This window comes from Acinetobacter sp. NIPH 1852 (genome assembly GCF_022549455.1).
GTDB lineage: Bacteria > Pseudomonadota > Gammaproteobacteria > Pseudomonadales > Moraxellaceae > Acinetobacter.
This window is the reverse complement of sequence record NZ_JAKZGG010000004.1, coordinates 104,326-127,254: the sequence shown is the minus strand read 5'-3', so window position 1 is coordinate 127,254 and position 22,929 is coordinate 104,326. Positions and strand designations below refer to the sequence as shown.

The following is a 22,929-nucleotide window of genomic DNA, read 5'->3' as shown; positions in this document are numbered from 1 at the left end:
ATAGTGTTTGTCGCGAATATGCACATAAAAACAACATCTAAAAGAATATTGCTCAAATTATCATGTATTATTTACGCAATTGATTCATACCCATTTTGGAGATGCGCTGTGGCATTGGTTTTAGACGGTCGTGCATTGGCAACACAAATCGAAGCGGATTTGTTGGTACGTGTAGAAGCATTAAAAGCAAAATCGGGGCGTACCCCAATTTTGGCAACAATCTTAGTTGGTGATGATGGTGCATCGGCAACTTATGTGCGTATGAAAGGTAATGCTTGCCGTCGTGTAGGAATGGATTCGCTTAAAGTTGAGCTTCCGAAAGAGACGACAACTGAACAATTGCTTGCAGAAATTGAAAAATTGAATGCAAACCCTGATGTACACGGGATTTTGTTGCAACACCCAGTGCCAGAACAAATTGATGAAAGAGCTTGTTTTGATGCAATTTCATTGGCAAAAGATGTCGATGGTGTAACTTGCTTAGGTTTTGGCCGTATGGCGATGGGTGAGTCTGCGTATGGTTCAGCGACCCCAGCAGGCATCATGACCATTTTGCAAGAAAACAAGATTGAAATTGCAGGTAAACATGCCGTAGTGGTTGGTCGCTCTGCGATTTTAGGTAAACCAATGGCAATGATGCTATTGCAAGCCAATGCAACCGTTACGATCTGTCATTCACGCACAAAAAATCTTGCTGAGTTGGTTAAACAAGCTGACATTATCGTGGGTGCAGTGGGTAAAGCGGAATTGATTCAAAAAGATTGGATCAAGCAAGGCGCTGTTGTGGTTGATGCTGGTTTCCATCCGCGCGATGGCGGTGGTGTAGGTGATATCCAATTAGTCGGTATAGAAGAGGTTGCTTCTGCTTACACACCTGTTCCTGGTGGAGTAGGTCCTATGACGATTACCACTTTGATTCGTCAAACAGTTGAAGCTGCTGAAAAAGCATTAGGTTAAGCATTAATAACCCCTTATTAGGAGTAAGGCTGTCAAGTTCTTAAAAACCTCTCTCTAAATCTCTCTCCTAAAAGGAGAGAGACTTTTACGAATTTGATGCTCCCTCTCCTCCAAGGAGAGGGTTAGGGAGAGGTCTAAAATCAAGCGAAAACTTAGAACTTGACGACTGCTCACTAAGAGGGTTTTTTTAGAATTAAAGAAACGATATGAGCTGTACTTTTCAATTTGCTAAAGCGCCTGAACAGTTACTTAAAGCATTGCATGATGTGATTCCAAATACTGACTTATTGGCACAACAATTACCTGAAACGCCGATTTCTTTATGGCTGATACCACCAGTATTTCCTACAGATCGTTTGGATGATGAAGTCATTCGACGTATTTGGAATGAAACGCCGTATTGGATTTTTTGCTGGGCATCTGGCTTAGCAATGGCACAATGGTTATTGGCAGAACCGCATCATGTTAAAGATAAAGTTGTTCTAGATTTTGGTGCTGGTTCAGGTGTAGTTGCAATTGCTGCAAAAATAGCAGGTGCGAAACGCGTTATTTGTTGTGATATTGACCTCATTAGTCTTGAATCATGCCGTGAAAATGCGCTCTTAAATGATGTAGAGCTTGAATATCTCGATGATCTCTATAAATCAGAACAAGTGGATGTCTTGCTCGCTGCTGATGTACTTTATGATCAGTGCAATCGTTTCTTTTTAGATGAATTTTTGAAATTCGCACCTGAGGTTTGGGTTGCTGACAGCCGTGTTAAAAATTTTAGTCATCCAAAATATTTAAAGATTGATGAACGTAGTGCAACGACTTGGCCTGATTTGGATGAAGCCAAAGAGTTTAAAAATGTGAGTTTCTATCGTACCAAATAAGCCGCTAGCTTATCTAAAACAATATTTATCGTAGCTTTGATAAGATATAAAATCGCAACATAGCACTGCGCAACATCATGTTAAAACATTGAATGAAATAATAAGATGACCGATTTAAGTTTCATCCAATAACATTTATTGATAAAAGAGACAGAGTATGAATATTCAACACGTTGATGATGGTAAACATGGCGTATTTAAGCTTGTCGATGGTGATGTATTGGCAGGTGAGATGGCTTATACATGGGCGGGTGATGAAATGCTGATTATTGACCATACCGATGTCAGTGATCAATTTCGTGGGAAAGGCATTGGTCGCCAATTATTAGATGGATTGGTCGAATTTGTACGACAACGTCATGTGAAGGTAATTCCTTTATGTCCTTTTGCAAAATCAGTGTTTGATAAAGATTCATCCATTCATGATGTGCTAAAAAAATAAGCTTGGTTGGATGTATTCATCATCAATATCTGCATACATCCATTTTTTATCTATGTCATTAAGAACAGGTATAACGAACGACAGTAAGTGTGGTTGGTCGAGTCTCAAGTGCTTGACGAGTGGCATAACCTTCACTGTTATTTAAATCAGGGGAGTTGGATAGACCAAAAGTTGTGCGACTGGTACCAAGCTGAACACCATACTTTTCTTGTGCGGCGGGGTTCATGATTTCATTGGTGCTTAGAATTGAAATTTTATAATTTTTTTCTACACCGAGCACTTGTTTACAGGCATGCTGCAATTTTTTCTCATCCACATTTGCATTGCCACGTGCAGAAAGTGTATAGGCAATAGTCGCCGAAGTTGCTGTTTTATCTTCAATTTGATAACCCTTTGCACCATTATATTGATGTGAGCTTGTCTGACATGCAGCAATCAAAAGTGTACCGCTTACAATAAAGAATAAATTGGTTTTTTTCATATCAATGATCCTGTTATTTATACTTTAAGTATCGCATAAAATGATTTTTGAATTGTGTGTAATCTTTAAAAAATGGTTTTTTCGTCACTTTTGTATTCAAAAATAAAGAAAGAATTTTCGTTTGCGAACAATTTTGCATATAATCGCCCAAGTTTTTAATTTAATACAGAAGTCGTTGCTTTATTGCAGTATTACGCTCCGTTTTTTTTCGGGTGTTTAATTCATTGCTCTAATACATCAGGCCAGTCTGGATAGGTATGTCATGATCTCTACAGATAGTCAAAAAAAATATGTGGTTGCATTTGATCAAGGTACAACGAGTTCACGTGCGATCGTATTGGATCACGATGCGAATGTCATCACCATAGCTCAGCGCGAATTTACGCAAATTTACCCACAACCAGGTTGGGTTGAGCATGATCCGATGGAAATCTGGGCGACCCAAAGCGCAGTGTGGGTTGAAGCGTTAGCGCAAGCGAGTATTTCAAGTGATCAAATTGCTGCGATTGGGATTACCAACCAACGCGAAACTACGGTGATTTGGGACAAAAAAACGGGCAAACCTATTTACAATGCTATTGTTTGGCAAAGCCGTCAAAGCAATGAAATTTGCAATCAGCTTCGTCAAGATGGCTGGCAAGACTATGTGCGTAAAGTTACGGGTTTAGTGATTGACCCATACTTCTCTGCGACAAAAATTAAATGGATCCTTGATCGGGTCGAAGGCAGTCGTGAGCGTGCGGAACGTGGCGAGCTTCTATTCGGTACAATTGATACATGGCTTATTTGGAAACTCACCAACGGTCAAGCTCATGTGACGGATTATACCAATGCCTCTCGGACCATGTTATTTAACATTGAAACATTGGAATGGGATGATAAGCTACTTGAAGCTTTAAACATCCCTAAAGCAATGTTGCCTGAAGTGCGTAGCTCTTCAGAGGTTTATGGATACACGCATACTATCAGTGGACAAGAAATAGGCATCCCGATCGCTGGTATCGCAGGGGATCAACAAGCCGCATTATTTGGTCAAATGTGTGTTGAAGTAGGACAAGCAAAAAATACCTACGGCACAGGCTGTTTCTTGTTAATGAATACAGGAAAGCGCATTGTTCAGTCGAACCATGGCTTATTGACCACCATCGCATGTGGGGCAAAAGGCGAAGTGAATTATGCACTTGAGGGTGCTGTGTTTAATGGTGGCTCGTGTGTGCAATGGTTACGAGATGAAATGAAAGCGATTAATGATTCGCATGATTCTGAATATTACGCAACCAAAGTCAAAGATAGTAATGGCGTCTATGTCGTTCCTGCATTTACTGGACTTGGTGCTCCTTATTGGGATCCGACCGCACGTGGTGCAATCTTGGGGATCACAAGAGGGGTCAGTATCGAGCATATTATTCGTGCGACGCTGGAATCCATTGCGTATCAAACGCGTGATGTTTTAGATGCGATGCAGCAAGATTCAGGTGAGAAGTTACGTACGCTCCGTGTTGATGGTGGTGTCACCGCCAATAATTTTCTGATGCAGTTCCAAGCTGATATCTTAGGTACTTCAGTTGAACGTCCTGCAATGAAAGAAACCACAGGTATGGGTGCAGCATTTCTCGCAGGCTTGGCGGTCGGTTTTTGGTCGGATCTGAATGAATTGAAGAGTAGAATGACGATCGAGCGCACTTTTACACCTGAGAGTAGTCGTGATAGAACTGAGAAACTCTACAAAGGTTGGTTAAAAGCGGTTGGTCGCACCCGAGATTGGGATGAGGATTAAGCTCAACTGAGAGTATCGGATGAGTTGAAATAACAACATAGGATGGAATTGAGCATGAGTTTGATATTACGCCAACAAAAAACCCTCGAATTAGTACGCGAGCGTGGCTATATCAGTATTGAAGAGCTTGCCCAATATTTTGATGTTACACCTCAGACGATTCGACGTGATATTAATCAGTTGGCAGATGAAGGCTTGTTGCGTCGCTACCATGGTGGCGCGGCACATGATTCGAGTGTTGAAAACACTGAGTACACTATGCGTGTCGGGCACATGCTTGAACAAAAGCGTTCTATTGCGGAAGCTGTTGCCGCTGCTGTGCCTGATCATGCTTCATTGTTCATCAATATCGGTACTTCAACTGAAGCTATCGCGCATGCCTTGTTAAATCATACGGGGCTGAAAATTATTACCAATAATTTAAATGTTGCTAAAATTTTGAGTACCAAAGAAGATTTTGAAGTGTTGATCGCCAGTGGGCGTGTTCGCCCTGATGGTGGGGTGATCGGGCAGGCAACGGCTGATTTCTTTAAGCAATTTAAAGCAGATTATGCATTGGTTGGGATTAGTGGTATCGACGAGGATGGCACTTTATTGGATTTCGATTTTCAAGAAGTCTGTGTTTCGCAAGAAATCATTTCAAGTGCACGTCAGGTTTTTTTAGCGGCGGATAGCAGTAAGTTTGGGCGTAATGCGATGATTCGTTTGGGTTCGCTTAAACAAGTGGATTGTATTTTTACTGACCAACAGCCCAATGATCAATATATGAAAACCATTCGAGATTTGGATATTGGGTTGATTGTTGCAAAATAAATCTTCATTTCCGAAAAAATTTTACTTTTTTTGAATGAGCTGTTTTTTGCTTCGTTCACTTTATATAAAATTATTTTTTATTCCTTGTAAATATTATATTTAGTAAGCTTATCATCATTTTTCCCTTTCTTTCTATTTTTTACCATCAGTCTAAAAATGTCGATAAATTGACATTTTTGTCGCGTGTTTTTATTGTCTATTTTCATTTTATATGTTTAAATTTTCATTATTGAACAATATCGAAAATTTGCGGTGATTTATGCAAAACGCTCCCCAGTTAACAGATAAAATTTATGATCTTGCGATCATCGGTGGTGGTATCAACGGTGTTGGTATTGCAGTTGATGCTGCAGGGCGTGGATTGTCGGTGTTTTTATGTGAAAAGGATGATTTAGCGAGCCATACTTCTTCCGCAAGTAGTAAGTTGATTCATGGTGGTTTGCGCTATTTAGAGCATAAAGAATTTCGCTTAGTGCGAGAGGCGTTGGCTGAACGTGAAGTGTTATTGAATAAAGCGCCACATATTATTCGCCCAATGCGTTTCATCATGCCGCATCGTCCCCATTTACGCCCAGCTTGGTTGATTCGTACAGGTCTATTCTTCTATGATCACCTTGGAAAGCGCGAGAAATTACTGGGTTCAAATAACGTTTATTTTAAAGAAGATAGCCCACTAAACTCGGCGATTACCCGTGGTTTTGAATATTCTGATTGTGCGGTAGATGACTCACGTTTAGTGGTGCTGAATGCGATGCATGCGCGTGAAAAAGGTGCTGACATTTTGACACGTACTCGTTGTTTATCCGCCAAGCGTGACGGCGAGTACTGGATTGTTGATTTGGAAAATGCACAGGGAGCATTTCAAATCAAAGCCAAGGCTTTGGTCAATGCCGCTGGTCCATGGGTTGCTCAGTTTATTAAACAAGATTTACAGCTTAAATCACCGTATGGGATTCGTTTAATTCAAGGCAGCCATATTGTTGTGCCGAAGCTTTATGAAGGTGATAAAGCCTTTATTATGCAAAATGATGACCGTCGTATCGTGTTTGCGATTCCTTATTTGGATCAATACACCATGATTGGAACAACGGATCATGAATACAAAGGTGATCCAGCTCAGGTGAAAATTACTCAAGCGGAAATTGACTATTTGGTTAAGGTCAGTAATGAGCATTTTAAAAAGCAATTAACCCAAGAGCAAATTATTTCGACTTTTGCTGGGGTACGTCCTTTGTGTGATGACGAGTCGGATAATCCTTCTGCGGTGACACGTGATTATACCTTGGCATTGTCAAAGCAAGCAGTAGGACAAGCACCATTGCTTTCTGTATTTGGTGGAAAATTAACAACTTACCGTAAGTTGGCTGAATCTGCGATGCAGCAGCTTAAGGCGTTCTTCCCTGAAATGCAGGGTCGCTGGACCGCAAAAGAGGTTTTACCGGGTGGGGAGAAGATGGATTCTGTTGAGCAATTAGTTCAAGAAATTCTTCTACAAGTGACCGATGCACCTCAGTCTTTAGCAAAACGCTGGGCTTCCGCTTATGGTACACGCGTTTGGAATATTCTGGGTGAGGCAACTTCAGTCGCAGAGCTTGGACAGCATTTTGGTCAGGGCTTATATGTGAGAGAGGTCGACTATTTGTGGCGTTTCGAATGGGTAACGACCAGCGAAGATCTTCTTTGGAGACGTTCTAAGCTCGGTTTAAGCATGAGCAATGATGAGGTTGAATTATTGGATACTTACTTAGACTCAAAAAGACAGACACCTAACGCCGCATAAAAGTCATAACCCCTTATCCTTATATTTGGATAAGGGGTTAAGTTTATTAATATTTAAATTTAAGCGCAACGCTATAGTTCGCAGGTTCGCCATAGAACGCTTGACTATATGTGAAGCTATTTAAGTATTTTTTATCAGTGACATTATTTGCATTGGCTTGAACAGTCAAGTGTTGGTTCACTTCATAGCTTGCCATTAGATTAAGCAAAGCATAATCACTTTGTTTCAAATAAGCTGATTGTACGCTGTCAAAAATAGAGGTTTTCCCTTGCCATTGCAGTCCTGCGCCAACTTTGAGTTTTGGTAGTTGAGCAGGTGTATAGGTGGTCAGTAGATTGAAGGTCTGGGTCGGGTTATAAGTTCTCGCAGCGCCACCATTTTTTAGATCTTGTAAACTAAACTGGGCATAACCAAGAGAGACATTGACCTGATCAGTGAGTTGTCCTGCCAAACCAACTTCTACGCCTTGTGAACGTAAATCACTAATGCCGACTTTACGATTTAAAGGATGTCCGTCACTTGAGCGCAGCGGATAATTGTTTTGTTCAGTTCTAAAGATTGCCAAAGTGCCCGTTAGTTTGTCATCTAACCAAGCACTTTTAACCCCAACTTCGTAGCTTTTCCCTTCGATTGGATCGGCAACTTTTCCTGTGGCTTCATTCACAGAAGTTTGAGGGCGGAAAATAGAGGTATAACTCATATAACCTGTATATTCAGGTGTAAAATTATAGGTAATCCCAGCATACGGTGAAACTTTACTTTCATCGTAATTCATCGGTGAGCCATAGCTTGTACCTTCGCTCTTGGCTTGGACGTAGTTCGCACCTAGGATTAATTTCAGATCATCATTGAGATGCAGGCGAGTAGCAGCATAAATAGACTGATTACGTTGAGTATATTCCGCTTGTTCGGCGAAATCCGACCATGTTACATGCTTTGGTGTCCAGCTTGCCCAATTGGTTGTACATTGTGTTTCATAGGTGTTTGGAGGAGTACCACGAGTACATGTTCCAATATTGCCATCTTGAATGTCGCCATAGCTTGCCGAATCATTTTGCTTATTTTGCGTGTAGTTATAACCGATGATTGCATCATGTTGCTGACCGAATAAGTTAAACTTTCCGTTCAGATTAAGGTCAACATTGTGTTTTCGATTTTTTTCAATATAGCCTCCAGCAGTAAGGTCAACATTCGATCCATCGGCATTTGGGTAGCCGTAATAGTATAGAAGTCTGCTTTTATGATCTTTTTCATTGTAGTTATAGCTTAGGTTAGCAGACCATGTATCTAGAAATTTTTGTTTTAGTTCAATAAATGCATTTCTAGAAGTGTTGTCCCAATATGCCCAATCTGGATTGGGGTTAAATGAGCGATCATAACTGAGTTGTTTGCCAGAACCATCCATCAGTGGAATTGCACCCCAGTTGTTGGCATTTGGTTTATGCTTTTCTTGACTTGCACCAATGGTCAGAAGGGTAGAATCCGTAATATCAGCCTCAATAACACCTGCAATTCCATTTTTTTCTGAGAAATAACGATCACGATATGAGTCGCCTGTTTGTTGAAAGCCAGACAGTCGTCCACGTATACGATCATTTAAACTACCAGAGGCATCTGCTTCATAGCGTTGAGTATCCCATGAGCCATAGCTTAGACCAGTATTGGCTTGAAATTTTTTGGTCGGGCGTTTGCGAATGTAGCTAATGGTTGCACTAGGATCACCAAAAGCATTGGTTAATGCATTTGCCCCTTTAACGACTTCGATACGATCATAAAAGTAACTATCGGGATTGGTGTCATTATAGTTCCAGCCCGTTGAGGGAAAACCTACGCCATCAACTAAAATATTTGAAATCTCGAATCCGCGAGCCATATATACGGCGCGTTCCGTTTCAAGCGCATTGACTGTCACGCCAGGGGTATTATTTAAAATATCTCGTGTTGAGGTTAAACCAAAGTCTTCGATCTGTTGGCGAGTGATGACATTGATGGTTTGAGGGGTTTCTTTGGCTTCGATATTGAGCTTGGTCGCACTTGAACTATTTTTAATCGTATAGGCTTTGGTGCTTTCAGAATCTGAAATTTCATTCTGAGTTGCTTTGACTTGAATCGTTGGGAGTTGCTGCGATACTTCATCTGCTGCAAAGCTATAGGGGCTAATGCTGACTAAGCTTGATAGTGCAAGAAAAAGTGAGTTTCGTTTGAAGGAGAGGGTCGAGCTCATATTTACAACCATGTAAATGAGAAATATTATTATTACAATTATTGTTAATATTAGTGAATTTTGCAATTCATTTCGTTCAATTTTTGATGGGAATAAAAGAAGAGATTTAGATGGTTGATTGGAATTTTTGGGGACTAAGCACTTTTAAGAAAGCATTCAATTCTGGATAGCTGTAATAAATCCTGTGTTACATCACTATGAGCTCAATGAGATAAAGGGGGGGGATGATGAGTGAAAAGCATGTGATTGATGTCCGACAAGGGCTATTACAGCTTGAGCAGCAAGAATGTAATCATAACTTCGATGAATTAAATACTGAAAATAAAGTAAAAGTTCTACAGTATGCATTGAGTGAAAGCGTCAGTGCGTATTGGCCGAATTTGGCGCTTAATTGGATTGAGAAAAATCCAAAGGGCTTTACTGTTGTGTTAAAGAATATTTTAATTAAATCAATGGACAAACATTGGGCTGATCAGCATTATAAAATCAGGGTGAAGCGGATTTTAAAATAGAGGCTATTAAAAAATTATATAAATAAATTTTAATATATCTGTTTTTTTTTATTGGTTTTGTTGTTTAATAATAAAATTAGTGGGCAGAAATTAATTTCAGATAAGGTTCATACTATGAGAATTACCTTGAGTGATAAGGAATTTAATGCATTGATGAATTCTGTAAAGGGACAAGCCTTAGATGCTGTTTGGTTAGCAGTGTCTAATTTAGCGGAGGATGTCCAGATTGAAAAAAAGCTTATTGAGAAACGAGATATATTTATTAATATATTGCACCAGCTTATGAATGCTGGGGAGTTATTGTTAGCAAAAAGTGGTGATGACACTATTATATATGATATTCCTGTTTTAGAACAATTGGAATTATTTAAGAGGTTCTTTCCTTCTTCTGAAGAATATGCTAGAGAGATTGGTGCGCATGATATAGGAACATGGTTGGTTATTTACGATCAGGATTTCTCCCCTTTGAGACCAGTTTGGATTTATACTCTAGATAATGGCGAAAAATATTTAGAATGGACTTAATAGTCATATCTTTACTTTGGGGGTATTATTAGTGATTTTAAATAAATTTACATCAGTACTCTTAATTTGAAAACTAGAGAAGAAAGGTTTGACAGCTTTCAATATTGGTTAATGGAAATGCGTGATGCTATAGGACGTATGCATGATGCTTTGCCAAAATAAATTAGTGAGAAGTTGGATTATTCAATAGATTCATTGAATATCTTGGAGCATTGGATATTGGAGCGGTATCCAACAACTGATGAGATTTCCCTTCAACGAGAAACACATACCGTTGATGGTTATGCACGTTATATTGGTGAAACATTTAGAAAATATTTGGGAGGTAAATGGATTATAGAGTTGGATAATCCAAAACATGCATTTTATAATTTGCCTGAAATTAAAAGTGAGTTTTTTAGAGACTGTCCTTTATCATTCGTTATTGCGAGTACAGATCGTCGAATAGGGCATTACATTTCAGATATTCTTAAGAATTTTATTGATAGTGAATAAGCTTCTTTGGCAAAGTATGAGTTATTTTAAAAATTTCCGATCATAATGAGTAATACATGAATATTAAAAACTTAATAAGATGTTGTGGACTTTTATTAGCTCTTTCAATACTTACCGCTTGTGCTACACCTAGAATCTTGTCGCATGAGGTGGATGGTTTATGCTTGGTAACGCAACAAGACATGATATTGTCTAGGAAAAAATTTAAAGATTATGGTACAACGAATTATAGCTTACGAACAACCAAAAACTGGCATCCACCCTTTACGATCGATACGATAGGTTACCAAGAGATAGGTGACATTCCTCATTTTACAAGATTAAGTATTTTTAGGGTTTACGAGGTTTATGACTCTTTGGGATATTATGCTCCACGTATTGTTGCTAAATTAGAGCAAGGGGAATACCGTAATATTTTGGCCGTTATTCCTTCATGGCAAGAACATGTTGTTGATCCTGTTACGGGTAGATCGGTCACGATGGATGGAACTAGTGCTATTATGACTAAATCATTATGGTTTACAGCGCGTGATACTATTGATATTCCAAGAAAGGTGTTTAGTAGATCGGATGTAAATAAAATTAAGTTTAATCCCGAATATCTAAAAAAATGTGATTGAATTAAACTAGTGTAAAACTTTCAAAATAATTTTATGGACTCGTAAAAATTGAGCTTTTTAGAGAAACCTATTTTAATTGATAAGAAATAAAGGAGTCATTCAATGAGAGAATTGCATCAGGTTGCAGCAAGCGAGATAGCGGTGATTCCTTACTATTTAAAATAATATCAACAACATGGTTTGCAATATAGGATTAATCAGTACGAAAGGGCTGAACCTTTAGGTGCACAATGTGGTAATTGTCATACAATTATATGGATAACAGGGCGTAGCGATCCTATTTTATTTATGGAAGCTCCGAATAATCAAGAGTCTTACCATGATCATAACAGACGCTTTCTAAAATCTTTACCTGCCTGTCCTCATTGCTATCGGCAGGCTTATGATTTATTTATAAATAATATTACATTAAAACGATTTGAAGATGGCAGCCCATTCCCAAACCCCTTTTTACGGTCGATAAGTTATTAAGGAAAGAAAATGTTTCTTTATCAGCTGAGTTATGTGGTGCGAAAGCCTCTTGTTAACAGTTATAAAATTAATTATCTTGAGACCGAGTGGAGAACTATTGTTGAATGGCTTGAGAGTATCTATAAGAATGGTGGTGAGTTTATTGTCGAAAAGGTACAGCCAGTAGATAATGATGGATTATATGTGGAGTTTAGGGAGGTTACAGGATTTATCATTTATGATAGGTATAGTTTTGTTTGTGATCCGAGATATGGTTATTTATTGGCATGTTCAATTGATGAGTGTGAAAGGTATCCACAGGGGGGATATTTTAGCCTTTTAAATAACTCTGCTGAAAAACCTACAGAAGTTTTTGTATTTTCACCGTATGATGATGAATGGGAAGCTCAATATGTTAATCAAGACTTCAGTATTGCTTTATATGTATTTAGAGAAATTTATGATAATGGTGAACTCTCAGAAGAGACGCTAAAAAAATGGTTTACTAGAACATTTTGATTTATTTCCTGTTGGGGTAAATATTTTAATGCAAGAATAAATCCGAAGAGAATAAAAATTATTATTGCTAGTAATTTGAAATAAGGATACTTTAGTTACCTCGAACAGGACATTTTATTTCAGGTGTATTAATGTATTGTCTAAAGAATAACTAATATTGGTAGTTACCGTTTCTTAAAACCTGTTTTAGTTATGAAGCAGGTTTTATTAATTTCAAATGCTCAGTCATCACACAACAAAAAAGGTCGCCGAAGCGACCTTTTTATTGTCTTTTATTATTAAGCAGATTTAACCGCATTTAATAATTCATTTTGACGATCTTTAAGTGCTTGAGGTAAACGATCACCAAGTTTAGTAAATAACTCAGTGTGGCTCTCAAGCTCTTTGATCCATTGATCTTTATCTTGCGCAGTAACAGTATTGAATTGTTCTTTAGAGAAATCAATACCTTCCCAGTTCAATTGCTCATAAGTTGGAACTAGACCGATTGGTGTTTCAGTCGCTTCAGCACGACCTTCACAACGATCAATGATCCACTCAAGAACACGCATGTTTTGACCGAAACCAGGCCATACGAAGTTGCCTTCAGCATCACGACGGAACCAGTTTACATTGAAGATTTTTGGTAATTTGTTACCAGCAGCTTCTGCTTTAGCACCAACTTCTTGACCAAGTTGTAACCAGTGACCGAAGTAATCAGCCATGTTATAACCAGCGAAAGGAAGCATCGCAAATGGATCACGACGAACAATACCTTGTTGACCAACAGCCGCAGCAGTTGTTTCAGAACCCATGGTTGCAGCTTTATACACGCCATCAACCCAATCAAAAGCTTCTGATACTAAAGGCACTGTGTCCGCACGGCGACCACCGAAGATGAATGCTGAGATTGGAACACCTGCTGGATTTTCCCAGTCAGCGTCAATCGAAGGGCATTGACCAGCAGAAACTGTGAAGCGCGCATTTGGATGAGCAGCTTTGTCTTCGCCAGTATGCGGTTGACCTTTCCAGTTAGTCAGGTTCGCTGGAACTTCTTTAGAAAGACCTTCCCACCATACTTCACCGTTATCAGTTACAGCAACGTTGGTATAGATGACATCTTTGTGCATAGTTGCCATGCAGTTCGGGTTGGTTTTGGTATTTGTACCAGGTGCAACACCGAAGAAACCAGCTTCTGGGTTGATTGCATATAAACGACCATCTTCACCTGGTTTGATCCAAGCAATATCGTCACCTACAGTTTCAATCTTCCAACCTTCATAACCTGCTGGTGGAATCAACATAGCAAAGTTAGTTTTACCACATGCAGAAGGGAATGCCGCTGCGATGTAATGTTTTTCACCTTGAGGATTGGTTACGCCTAAAATTAGCATGTGTTCAGCTAACCAACCTTGTTCACGACCCATTGCAGAAGCAATACGTAATGCTAAGCATTTTTTACCCAGTAACGCGTTACCACCGTAACCAGAACCGTAAGACCAGATTTCACGCGTTTCTGGATAATGGACGATATATTTTTCATTGTTGCATGGCCATGCAACATCTTTTGCACCAGCGGCAAGAGGAGCTGCAACAGTGTGTACGCAAGGTACATATTCACCGTCTGTACCAAGGACGTCATAAACCGCTTTGCCCATACGCGCCATTTTCTTCATCGAAACAGCAACGTAAGGTGAATCTGTAAGTTCAATACCAATGTGTGCAATGTGGCTACCTAACGGACCCATTGAGAAAGGAACCACATACATGGTACGGCCTTCCATTGCACCATCAAACAATCCATTTAATTTTGTGCGCATTTCCGCAGGTGCAACCCAGTTATTCGTCGCGCCAGCATCTTCTTGGTTTGCAGAGCAAATATAAGTGCGGTCTTCAACACGAGCAACATCAGAAGGATCAGAATTTGCAAGATATGAACCAGGATGCTTTTCTTGGTTAAGTTTTTGCATGGTGCCGTTAGCGATCATCAAGTCGATCAGACGTTGATATTCTTCTTCGCTTCCGTCACACCATTCAATTTTTGCTGGTTTGGTTAATTTTGCAATCTCTTCCACCCATGCAATAAGCTTAGGGTGACGAACGAATTCTGGTGCGTTCACTTGGGTCATGGTGATGCCTTTTTAAAGTGTGTACGACGTACAGTTCTATTCATTGGGATACAATGAAAATAGATGAAGTAAAAAAAGTGGCTGTATTAAAGCATAAAATCGAAAAAAAAATAAGAGCCAAGAATGTTATCTACTGTTAATGAAACGCTGTTTATATCTACCTAAGTGGTTGTTTTTGATCGTTTGAATGTTTTTTCAATACAGTATACGATATATTTATAGGTGTTATTTTTATTAAAAATATTAATAAATAACAATATCTTACTGTTTGTGTGTTTCTTGAGAATTATTATTGATAAAATGAATTATGCTCATTCAAAATTTACATAAACAAGCTTTCATTTGTTGCTTTTGTACACAAAAATACAGCTATTAACAGCCTTAAGTTTGATCTTTATGCATCCAAATTTACGTCCACTCTCTATTATATATAATCAAAAATCTGGATTTCATGCCGCACAACAAGATGAAGAATATGAGCGCCTCATGACATTTTGGACTCAATATGGTTTTGAAATTCAGGTCTTTGAGTTAAATCAAACAGTTGATTTTGGTGAAATGATGGAAGCTATTTTAGTGAGACATCAACAGGCTGATGATTGCGGAGTGGTGATTGCCGCAGGCGGAGATGGTACTTTAAACGCGGTTGCAAAGCGCTTGATGCATACCGATATCCCAATGGGAATCATACCGCTAGGTACGTTTAACTACGTTGCTCGAGCGTTAAATATTCCGATTGATGTACAACAAGCAGCGGAAGTGATTGCGACAGGAAAGGTACATGATGTGCATGTTGCGACTATAAATGATCAAATTTACTTGAATAATGCCAGTCTAGGTTTATATCCGTTATTTATTAAGAAACGTGAGTTGTACAACAAACGCTTTGGGCGATTTCCTTTGCACGCCTATACATCGGGCTTAGATGTGCTGCTCCGAGAGCATAAATCTTTAAAATTGGCTGTGACCGTCGATGGACAAAAACATCCAGTGAGTACGCCGCTAATTTTCTTTGGAAATAATCAACTTCAACTCAGTGATTTGAAACTTAGAATTGCGGAATGTGCAGCCAATGGCAAACTTGCTGGGGTCGTGGTGGCGAAAAGTGATCGATTTAGTTTGTTAAAAATGTTGTTGAAGTTAATTCAAGGAAAAATTGATCAAGCCTCTGATGTATATACCTTTTGCGCTGAGCAGATACAGGTGGGTTGTAAAAAGACCACAATAACGGTAGCAGTAGATGGGGAGTTAATGGAAATGCAAACACCATTAAACTTCGCTGTTAAAAAATCGGCTTTAAAAGTGATGGTTCCAAATGTTGTTACATCTGTCTGATCTGCATTTTGGTACTGAGCGCGAAGCGTGTATGAGCGCGATTAAACTGTTTTGTCAGCAACATCACCCTGAAGCAATTGTGGTGAGTGGTGATTTGACTCAACGTGCTCGCCTTAAACAGTTTTATGCGTGTCGTCAGTTTCTAGACGGTCTATCGATTCCTTATTTGGTGGTGCCGGGCAATCATGATATTCCGCTGTATCATGTTTGGAATCGCTTCTTTTCGCCTTTTCTACGCTATCAAATGTTTTTTGGTGATCTGGAAACGACTTTAGAAACGGAGCATTTCTATATTGTTGGAATAAATAGCATTCGCAGGCGTTATCATACGCGCGGTCATATTTCATTTGATCAGATCAATGAGACCTATGAAAAATTAAAAAATGCAGCATCAGATAAAATCAAGCTAGGTGTTTTTCATCAACCTTTTTATACATTTCCAGATGATCATGGCGGCAAAGATTGTCCTGTGCTTGGAAAAGTAGCACTACAAAAGTGGGGCGAAACGGGATTGTTTGGTTTATTGCATGGGCATTTACATAAGGTCGCAGTGCATGATTTAAACCAGATTTTCCATTTGGGATTTGATCATCCTATTTTGGATATTCATGCAGGAACAGCGATATCCAATCGGGTACGTTTTGGTTTGCCGAATAGTTTTAATGTGATTTTAGCGGATGGTGTGATTGAACATTATTGGTTTGATGAACAAAAAAAGCAGTTCGAAAAGCATGAAAAAGCGACGATTTTAAACAGCAATGATGATGATGTCTGAAAAAGCATCAAAAAGTAGAATATTTTTTGTTTTTCCCCTTGAAGCCTTTTTTTTTAACCCCACAAAAGTGGCATATCAAAATTTTGTTTATTGCTACTGGAGTAGCAGTACAAATTAATCAAAAAGACTAAGTCTGATGGAGTTAATTATGAGCAACATTCGTCCATTACATGATCGCGTTGTGATTCGTCGCGTAGAAGAAGAAACCAAAACTGCTGGTGGTATTTTATTGCCAGGTTCTGCTGCTGAAAAACCATTACAAGGTGAAGTAATTGCAGTCGGTAACGGTCAAATCACAGATAGCGGTGTACGTGCTTTGGATGTCAAAGTTGGTGACAAAGTATTGTTTGGTGCATATGCAGGTACAACCGTTAAAGTGAGTGGTGAAGAACTCTTGATTATGAAAGAGTCAGATATCTTAGCTGTGCTAGAAGGCTAATCGACACATAACTCATTTTATTATCAGATTAAGTATTTAAAAAGATTCGGAGTTTAATATGTCAGCTAAAGACGTAAAATTTGGTGATTCAGCTCGCTCAAAAATGATCGCAGGCGTAAATATCCTTGCAGATGCTGTAAAAGTAACTTTAGGTCCTAAAGGCCGTAACGTTGTGATCGACCGTTCTTTCGGTGCGCCACACATCACTAAAGATGGTGTGACTGTTGCGAAAGAAATTTCACTTAAAGACAAGTTTGAAAACATGGGTGCTCAACTTGTTCGTGAAGTTTCAAGCAAAACAAACGACATCGCTGGTGACGGTACTACGACTGCAACTGTACTTGCTCAAGCAATCTTAAATGAAGGGATCAAATCTGTAACTGCAGGTATGAACCCAATGGATTTGAAACGTGGTATCGACATCGCAGTGAAAACTGTAGTTGAAAATATCCGTGCCAATGCAAAACCTGCTGATGATTTCAAAGCGATTGAACAAGTGGGTTCAATCTCTGCGAACTCTGACACAACTGTTGGTAAGTTGATTGCGCAAGCAATGGAAAAAGTAGGTAAAGAAGGCGTTATCACTGTAGAAGAAGGTTCTGGCTTCGAAGACTCTTTAGACGTTGTAGAGGGTATGCAGTTTGATCGTGGTTATATCTCTCCATATTTTGCGAACAAACAAGAAACTTTAACGGCTGAACTTGAAAATCCGTTCATTCTTCTTGTTGATAAAAAAATCAGCAACATCCGTGAATTGATTACGGTATTAGAAGCGGTTGCTAAAACAGGTAAGCCACTTTTAATTATCGCTGAAGATGTTGAAGGCGAAGCGCTTGCTACACTTGTTGTAAACAACATGCGCGGTATCATTAAAGTATGTGCGGTTAAAGCACCTGGTTTTGGTGATCGTCGTAAAGCAATGCTTCAAGACATCGCGATCTTAACAGGCGCGACTGTGATTTCCGAAGAAGTGGGTATGTCTTTAGAACAAGCTTCTCTTCAAGACTTAGGTACTGCGCATAAAATCACTGTATCTAAAGAAAATACTGTGATCGTTGATGGTGCTGGTAATGCAGCTCAAATCTCTGAACGTGTGCAACAAATCCGTGGTCAAATCGAAGAGTCTAGCTCTGAATATGACAAAGAAAAACTTCAAGAACGCGTTGCTAAATTAGCAGGCGGTGTTGCCGTAATTAAAATCGGTGCTGCGACTGAAGTTGCAATGAAAGAGAAAAAAGACCGCGTAGATGACGCACTTCATGCAACACGTGCTGCTGTCGAAGAAGGTGTTGTTGCGGGTGGTGGTGTTGCACTGGTACGTGCTGTCAATGCCCTTGAAAATCTGAAAGGTGCAAATGACGATCAAACAGCGGGGATTAACATCCTACGTCGTGCGATCGAAGCGCCACTTCGTCAAATCGTTGCCAACTCAGGTGATGAGCCATCGGTTGTCATCAATGCAGTAAAAGCAGGTGAAGGTAACTTTGGTTATAATGCTGCAACTGGCGAATATGGCGACATGTTAGAAATGGGTATTCTTGACCCTGCTAAAGTAACGCGTTCTGCTCTTGAGCACGCAGCTTCTGTTGCTGGTTTGATGTTAACAACAGAATGTATGATTACTGATCTTCCTGAAGATAAACCATCTGCTCCTGATATGGGCGGTATGGGTGGTATGGGCGGCATGATGTAATTACATCTTCGTCTAGATCCAAAGATCCCTGCATATGCAGGGATTTTTTATGCCTGAAATTTATGATTTTGTATTTCACTCAAATCAATATCCGCATCTTCAAAACTGTAATCATGGTCGACATTGTTATTAGAAAATCGAGATTTGATTTGTCAATTTCCTCGATGCTAAGGATAATAAGCGCAGACTCATAGATGGAAAGCGCTGCATGAAAATTATCGCAGATGAAAATTTGGCATTTACCGATTATTTTTTTGCGGAATTTGCAGAAATACAGCATAAAGCAGGGCGTACATTGACGCATCAGGATGTACAAGATGCAGATGCGCTGTTGGTTCGATCTGTTACTAAAGTCGATCAGGCTTTGATTGATCAAACTAAAATTCAATTTGTTGGTAGCGCAACCATCGGAACAGATCATCTCGATATCCACGCTTTAGAACAACATAAGATTGCATGGAGTAATGCCGCAGGCTGTAATGCTCAAGCGGTTGCTGAATATGTGATTACCGCATTACTGCATTTAAATATTGAATTATTAGAAAAAGACCATCAATTTACCTTAGCGATTGTGGGCTTAGGTAATGTTGGGAAACGATTGGCAACAATGGCCCAATTATTGGGTTGGCAAGTGATCGGCTATGATCCGTATGTACAACTTGATGGCATTGAAAATGTCTCTTTCAATGAGCTTTTGAAACGTGCAGATGCGATTTCAATTCATGTACCTTTAACGTTGTCAGGCGATTATCCAACACAGCATTTATTTGATGATGCTGCCTTTTCTGCAATGAAAGCTACAGCTATTTTAATTAATAGTGCGCGTGGGGCAGTCGTAAAACAATCGGCATTGATGGCGGATATTAAAAAAACCAAACGCCAAGTGGTACTGGATGTATTTGAGTTTGAACCAGAAATTTCAGAACAATTATTGGATCTGCTGGCATTAGCGACCCCGCATATTGCAGGCTATAGTTTGGAAGGTAAGGCCAGAGGCACGCAGATGATCTATGAGGCTTTTTGCAATCGGTTCGGCTATAACGCATCGAAGCAATTTGAAAGCCAGTTACCGAGCGTTGAACAATACTTTGATCAGCAGGATTTAAAAGCGGTACTCAAGAAGTATCTCACACAAATTTATAATATTGCTGATGATGATCAGCAACTTCGCGCCTGTGTTCAAGATGGAAAGGTACAGCAGTCAGCATTTGATTTACTCCGTAAAAACTATCCATTGCGCCGTGAGTGGGCCGCACACGGAGGCCCAAAAGCATGAGTCAAAATATGAAAACTTATCAACCGACCTGTTCCATTGAAGCACTAAAAGCGCGTGCCGCAATGTATCAGAAGATTCGCCAGTTCTTTGCTGAGCGTGATGTCATGGAAGTAGAAACACCAATTTTATCTCAGGCAGGTGTAACCGATGTGCATTTGGCTTCGGTGCAAGTGCAGCGACACATTCATGGCAAGTTAAGTACCCAATATTTACAAACCTCACCAGAGTTTCCAATGAAACGTTTACTGGCGAGTGGTAGTGGTCCGATCTATCAAATCTGTAAAGTTTTCCGTGATGATGAACATGGACGTAAGCACAATAGCGAATTTACTATGTTGGAGTGGTATCGCCCTGCAATGGATTTAAAAGGACTGATGCATGAAACAGCAGACTTATTAGAAAGTTGTTTGGCGCATCGTTTTGGGGAAATACGTCCGATTATTTTAAGTTATAAACACGCTTTTCAGGATCGTTTAGACATTAATCCATTACAAGCCACATTAAAGCAACTCAAAGATACCGCTAACAGAGTGGGGCTAAATCTTGATCTTGGCGATGATCGTCTTGGCTACATGGATTTATTATTTTCTCATTTTGTTGAACCAAGTTTGGGCTTCGATGCGCCTGTATTTTTGACTGATTTTCCACCTGAAATGGCATCGTTAGCAAAAGTCAAAACAGATCAAGATGGTGAACTGGTTGCTGCACGCTTTGAGGTTTATATCGAAGGCTTAGAATTAGCAAATGCCTATGATGAACTTTTGGATGCAGATATTTTAGCTGCTCGTTTTGAGGCAGATAATATGGAACGTAGCAAGCAAAGTTTGCCTATCATTCCAACCGATCAGTATTTATTGGCAGCACTACCTAATATGCCTGAATGCTCAGGTATTGCGTTGGGAATAGACCGCTTACTGATGGTGGTGATGAATCAGGTTAAAATTGATCAAGTCATCGCCTTTCCAGCAGAAATTGCTTGAACTTAAAGGCGTCCACATGTACATCATTTAGACGCTTTTAAATGATTAGCAACGCCCTTGTTTTGCCAGTCCTGGTGGGCAGAAATCTCCCTTACCGCCTTGACGATGGTATCTGTGGTCATAGCCATCTGGGTCAATCACCACGCTGCCACGTGGGGTATGTACCGCACATGCAGATAGGCTCAGACAGAATAAAATACTTAAGCTCAATAAAATTATTTTCATATTGATACACCCTGTGTATTTGATCTGATTAAATTTTAAGCCTATCTCATCTTTTTTACGAGTTGCTTTTTTATACAGTTCTATGCTTTGGTTAAATTTGGCTGATGCTGATACAGGTGAAATCGATCAAAGTAATGATAATAAGAAGGTCAGAGCAAATTTGATGTGTATATTTGAAAAACAAGCCTCAGTTGGAGGCTTGTTTTTTATTGTTTAAAATGGCAATTTGGTCAGTTGATTGAGGAAATGCGGAACCACTCTAGGCTCTAAGATGATCGTCACGACAATACCGTAAGCAGCTCCCCATAAGTGGGCGCTATGGTTGATATTGCTGTTACCACGTTTGCCTGACCAGACGCTATAAGCCACATATAAAATGGCAAAAATAATGGCTGGAACAGGAATAAAGAACACAAAAATCAGGTTCCATGGCTGGAATAAAATATAGGCAAATAAAACCGCGGAAACAGCACCCGATGCGCCAAGACTTGCCCAATGCGTGTCATTTCGATGCTTTAAGTAGCTCGGTAAAATTGCAAAAATTAATCCACCCAAATAAAACAGCACAAAGCCCATGTCATAGAAAAACTGACGGTAAAAACTTTCAATGATATTGCCGAAGAAAAACAGCGTGATCATATTGAAAAGTAAATGTGTGCCATCTGCATGAATGAAGCCATGGGAGATAAATCGATCATATTGTCCGCGTTGCATCGCAGGCGGCCAAAAGATCAGACGGTTCATTACGCGAGAGTTAGAAAAGGCCAGTAAAGAAATTGCCACTGTGATAATAATCAGCGTCACAGTATGGTTAAAAGGTAGATGTAACATAAACGTTTCGAATTTGATCAGTGTCTAGGCAATAATGCCATTAAAAAGCGAATTAACAATGATCTTGCATAGAATTCCTACAAAAATGGTTGATTTTTTTTAATTACCCTCCATCTTCGGTTAATATAACGACATCAGCTTGAGGATTAATGTTATGTCGACTGAGAACACCAACACTGCCGCAGCAGAACAAATTCCAAACCTTTTAATTACTCCCTCTGCACAAGAGTATTTGAGCGATTTATTAGAAAAGCAAAATACTCCAGGAATTGGCGTTCGTGTTTTTGTAGAGCATCCAGGTACGCCACGTGCTGAGTGCTGTATGGCTTACAGTGCGCCTGATGAGGTTGCACCGACCGATTATAAACAGGATTATCCAGATTTTCCTGCTTATGTAGATGCACCATCAATTCCGTATTTGGTCGATGCGGTGATTGACTACAACAAAGATCGTTTTGGTGGTCAATTGACTTTCCGTGCACCGAACTCAAAAGTTCCGCGTGTGGGGCCTGATGCATCTATCGAAGAACGTATTACCTATATCTTGCAATCTGAGATTAACCCAGGATTGGAAGGGCATGGCGGTAATTGTAGTTTGGTTGAAGTCAAAGATGACCCAGAACACGGCCTTACTGCGGTATTGAAATTTGGTGGTGGTTGTCAAGGTTGTTCAGCGATTGATGTGACCTTGAAACAGGGCGTTGAAACGACTTTACAACAACATATCCCTGAATTAAAACGTGTGGTTGACCAGACCGATCATACGCAAGCAGAAGGTGCTTATTTTAAGTAATTTA

23 protein-coding genes and 1 pseudogene are annotated in these 22,929 nt (G+C 39.6%); 19 read left to right on the top strand and 5 right to left on the bottom strand.

The window, feature by feature from the left end; genetic code table 11:
* Nucleotides 1-108: 108 nt before the first annotated feature.
* The 3 genes from folD to MMO38_RS04995 all read left to right on the top strand — a co-directional run bounded on the left by folD (nucleotide 109) and on the right by MMO38_RS04995 (nucleotide 2,274).
* A complete protein-coding gene (gene folD / locus MMO38_RS05005; protein ID WP_241322787.1) occupies nucleotides 109-957 on the top strand; it encodes a bifunctional methylenetetrahydrofolate dehydrogenase/methenyltetrahydrofolate cyclohydrolase FolD in 849 nt (282 codons plus the stop codon).
* A gap of 206 nt (nucleotides 958-1,163) precedes the next feature.
* Entirely contained in the window at nucleotides 1,164-1,832 is a 669-nt protein-coding gene (locus tag MMO38_RS05000) for a 50S ribosomal protein L11 methyltransferase (protein WP_241322786.1), read from the top strand.
* 157 nt (nucleotides 1,833-1,989) lie between these two features.
* Nucleotides 1,990-2,274 (top strand): GNAT family N-acetyltransferase, encoded by a 285-nt coding sequence (locus MMO38_RS04995; protein WP_241322785.1) that lies wholly within the window; start codon nucleotides 1,990-1,992, stop codon nucleotides 2,272-2,274.
* 58 nt (nucleotides 2,275-2,332) lie between these two features.
* Here the strand turns inward: MMO38_RS04995 and MMO38_RS04990 are convergent, their stop codons facing one another.
* Complete coding sequence (locus MMO38_RS04990) at nucleotides 2,333-2,755, bottom strand: hypothetical protein (RefSeq protein ID WP_004670318.1); 423 nt, start codon at nucleotides 2,753-2,755, stop codon at nucleotides 2,333-2,335.
* 262 nt (nucleotides 2,756-3,017) lie between these two features.
* Between MMO38_RS04990 and glpK the strand changes: the two genes are divergently transcribed.
* The 3 genes from glpK to glpD all read left to right on the top strand — a co-directional run bounded on the left by glpK (nucleotide 3,018) and on the right by glpD (nucleotide 7,125).
* Entirely contained in the window at nucleotides 3,018-4,532 is a 1,515-nt protein-coding gene (gene glpK, locus MMO38_RS04985; RefSeq protein WP_241322784.1) for a glycerol kinase GlpK, read from the top strand.
* A gap of 54 nt (nucleotides 4,533-4,586) precedes the next feature.
* Nucleotides 4,587-5,345, top strand: a complete 759-nt coding sequence (locus MMO38_RS04980) for a DeoR family transcriptional regulator (protein WP_004670322.1) — start codon at nucleotides 4,587-4,589, stop codon at nucleotides 5,343-5,345.
* 259 nt (nucleotides 5,346-5,604) lie between these two features.
* Nucleotides 5,605-7,125, top strand: coding sequence for a glycerol-3-phosphate dehydrogenase (glpD, locus tag MMO38_RS04975; protein ID WP_241322783.1), 1,521 nt, complete (start codon nucleotides 5,605-5,607; stop codon nucleotides 7,123-7,125).
* A gap of 46 nt (nucleotides 7,126-7,171) precedes the next feature.
* On the opposite strand, the gene MMO38_RS04970 is transcribed toward glpD, so the two are convergent.
* Nucleotides 7,172-9,361: a TonB-dependent siderophore receptor gene (locus tag MMO38_RS04970; protein WP_241322782.1), complete on the bottom strand. Its 2,190-nt coding sequence runs from the start codon at nucleotides 9,359-9,361 to the stop codon at nucleotides 7,172-7,174.
* A gap of 215 nt (nucleotides 9,362-9,576) precedes the next feature.
* Between MMO38_RS04970 and MMO38_RS04965 the strand changes: the two genes are divergently transcribed.
* From MMO38_RS04965 to MMO38_RS04940, 6 genes and pseudogenes are all read left to right on the top strand, one after another.
* Nucleotides 9,577-9,861, top strand: a complete 285-nt coding sequence (locus tag MMO38_RS04965) for a hypothetical protein (protein WP_241322781.1) — start codon at nucleotides 9,577-9,579, stop codon at nucleotides 9,859-9,861.
* 114 nt (nucleotides 9,862-9,975) lie between these two features.
* Nucleotides 9,976-10,386: a DUF596 domain-containing protein gene (locus tag MMO38_RS04960; RefSeq protein ID WP_241322780.1), complete on the top strand. Its 411-nt coding sequence runs from the start codon at nucleotides 9,976-9,978 to the stop codon at nucleotides 10,384-10,386.
* A 219-nt stretch (nucleotides 10,387-10,605) separates the two neighbouring features.
* Nucleotides 10,606-10,881 carry a hypothetical protein gene (locus MMO38_RS04955; RefSeq protein ID WP_241322779.1) on the top strand — a complete coding sequence of 92 codons (276 nt, stop codon included), beginning with the start codon at nucleotides 10,606-10,608 and terminating at the stop codon, nucleotides 10,879-10,881.
* 56 nt (nucleotides 10,882-10,937) lie between these two features.
* Complete coding sequence (locus MMO38_RS04950; protein ID WP_241322778.1) at nucleotides 10,938-11,501, top strand: hypothetical protein; 564 nt, start codon at nucleotides 10,938-10,940, stop codon at nucleotides 11,499-11,501.
* A gap of 102 nt (nucleotides 11,502-11,603) precedes the next feature.
* Nucleotides 11,604-11,942: pseudogene (locus tag MMO38_RS04945) on the top strand (hypothetical protein); the annotation flags it as partial.
* A gap of 39 nt (nucleotides 11,943-11,981) precedes the next feature.
* Entirely contained in the window at nucleotides 11,982-12,470 is a 489-nt protein-coding gene (locus MMO38_RS04940; protein ID WP_241322777.1) for a hypothetical protein, read from the top strand.
* Nucleotides 12,471-12,748: 278 nt separating this feature from the next.
* On the opposite strand, the gene MMO38_RS04935 is transcribed toward MMO38_RS04940, so the two are convergent.
* On the bottom strand, nucleotides 12,749-14,578 hold the full coding sequence (locus MMO38_RS04935; RefSeq protein WP_004670333.1) for a phosphoenolpyruvate carboxykinase (GTP): 1,830 nt from the start codon (nucleotides 14,576-14,578) through the stop codon (nucleotides 12,749-12,751).
* A gap of 396 nt (nucleotides 14,579-14,974) precedes the next feature.
* Between MMO38_RS04935 and MMO38_RS04930 the strand changes: the two genes are divergently transcribed.
* From MMO38_RS04930 to epmA, 6 genes are all read left to right on the top strand, one after another.
* A complete protein-coding gene (locus MMO38_RS04930) occupies nucleotides 14,975-15,913 on the top strand; it encodes a diacylglycerol kinase family protein (protein ID WP_241322776.1) in 939 nt (312 codons plus the stop codon).
* Nucleotides 15,894-16,688, top strand: coding sequence for a metallophosphoesterase (locus MMO38_RS04925; RefSeq protein ID WP_241322775.1), 795 nt, complete (start codon nucleotides 15,894-15,896; stop codon nucleotides 16,686-16,688). The genes MMO38_RS04930 and MMO38_RS04925 overlap by 20 nt, the downstream gene beginning before the upstream one ends.
* A gap of 148 nt (nucleotides 16,689-16,836) precedes the next feature.
* Complete coding sequence (locus MMO38_RS04920) at nucleotides 16,837-17,127, top strand: co-chaperone GroES (protein WP_004670340.1); 291 nt, start codon at nucleotides 16,837-16,839, stop codon at nucleotides 17,125-17,127.
* Nucleotides 17,128-17,185: 58 nt separating this feature from the next.
* Nucleotides 17,186-18,820 carry a chaperonin GroEL gene (gene groL / locus MMO38_RS04915; protein ID WP_004670341.1) on the top strand — a complete coding sequence of 545 codons (1,635 nt, stop codon included), beginning with the start codon at nucleotides 17,186-17,188 and terminating at the stop codon, nucleotides 18,818-18,820.
* 208 nt (nucleotides 18,821-19,028) lie between these two features.
* Nucleotides 19,029-20,096, top strand: a complete 1,068-nt coding sequence (locus tag MMO38_RS04910; protein WP_241322774.1) for a 4-phosphoerythronate dehydrogenase — start codon at nucleotides 19,029-19,031, stop codon at nucleotides 20,094-20,096.
* Nucleotides 20,093-21,076 (top strand): EF-P lysine aminoacylase EpmA, encoded by a 984-nt coding sequence (gene epmA, locus MMO38_RS04905; RefSeq protein ID WP_241322773.1) that lies wholly within the window; start codon nucleotides 20,093-20,095, stop codon nucleotides 21,074-21,076. The genes MMO38_RS04910 and epmA overlap by 4 nt, the downstream gene beginning before the upstream one ends.
* A 45-nt stretch (nucleotides 21,077-21,121) precedes the next feature.
* Here epmA and MMO38_RS04900 read toward each other — a convergent pair whose 3' ends face one another.
* Nucleotides 21,122-21,301, bottom strand: a complete 180-nt coding sequence (locus MMO38_RS04900; RefSeq protein ID WP_005081751.1) for a hypothetical protein — start codon at nucleotides 21,299-21,301, stop codon at nucleotides 21,122-21,124.
* 213 nt (nucleotides 21,302-21,514) lie between these two features.
* On the bottom strand, nucleotides 21,515-22,132 hold the full coding sequence (locus MMO38_RS04895; protein WP_004670349.1) for a rhomboid family intramembrane serine protease: 618 nt from the start codon (nucleotides 22,130-22,132) through the stop codon (nucleotides 21,515-21,517).
* Nucleotides 22,133-22,286: 154 nt separating this feature from the next.
* Between MMO38_RS04895 and nfuA the strand changes: the two genes are divergently transcribed.
* A complete protein-coding gene (gene nfuA, locus MMO38_RS04890) occupies nucleotides 22,287-22,925 on the top strand; it encodes a Fe-S biogenesis protein NfuA (protein WP_004670351.1) in 639 nt (212 codons plus the stop codon).
* The last annotated feature ends 4 nt before the right edge of the window (nucleotides 22,926-22,929 follow it).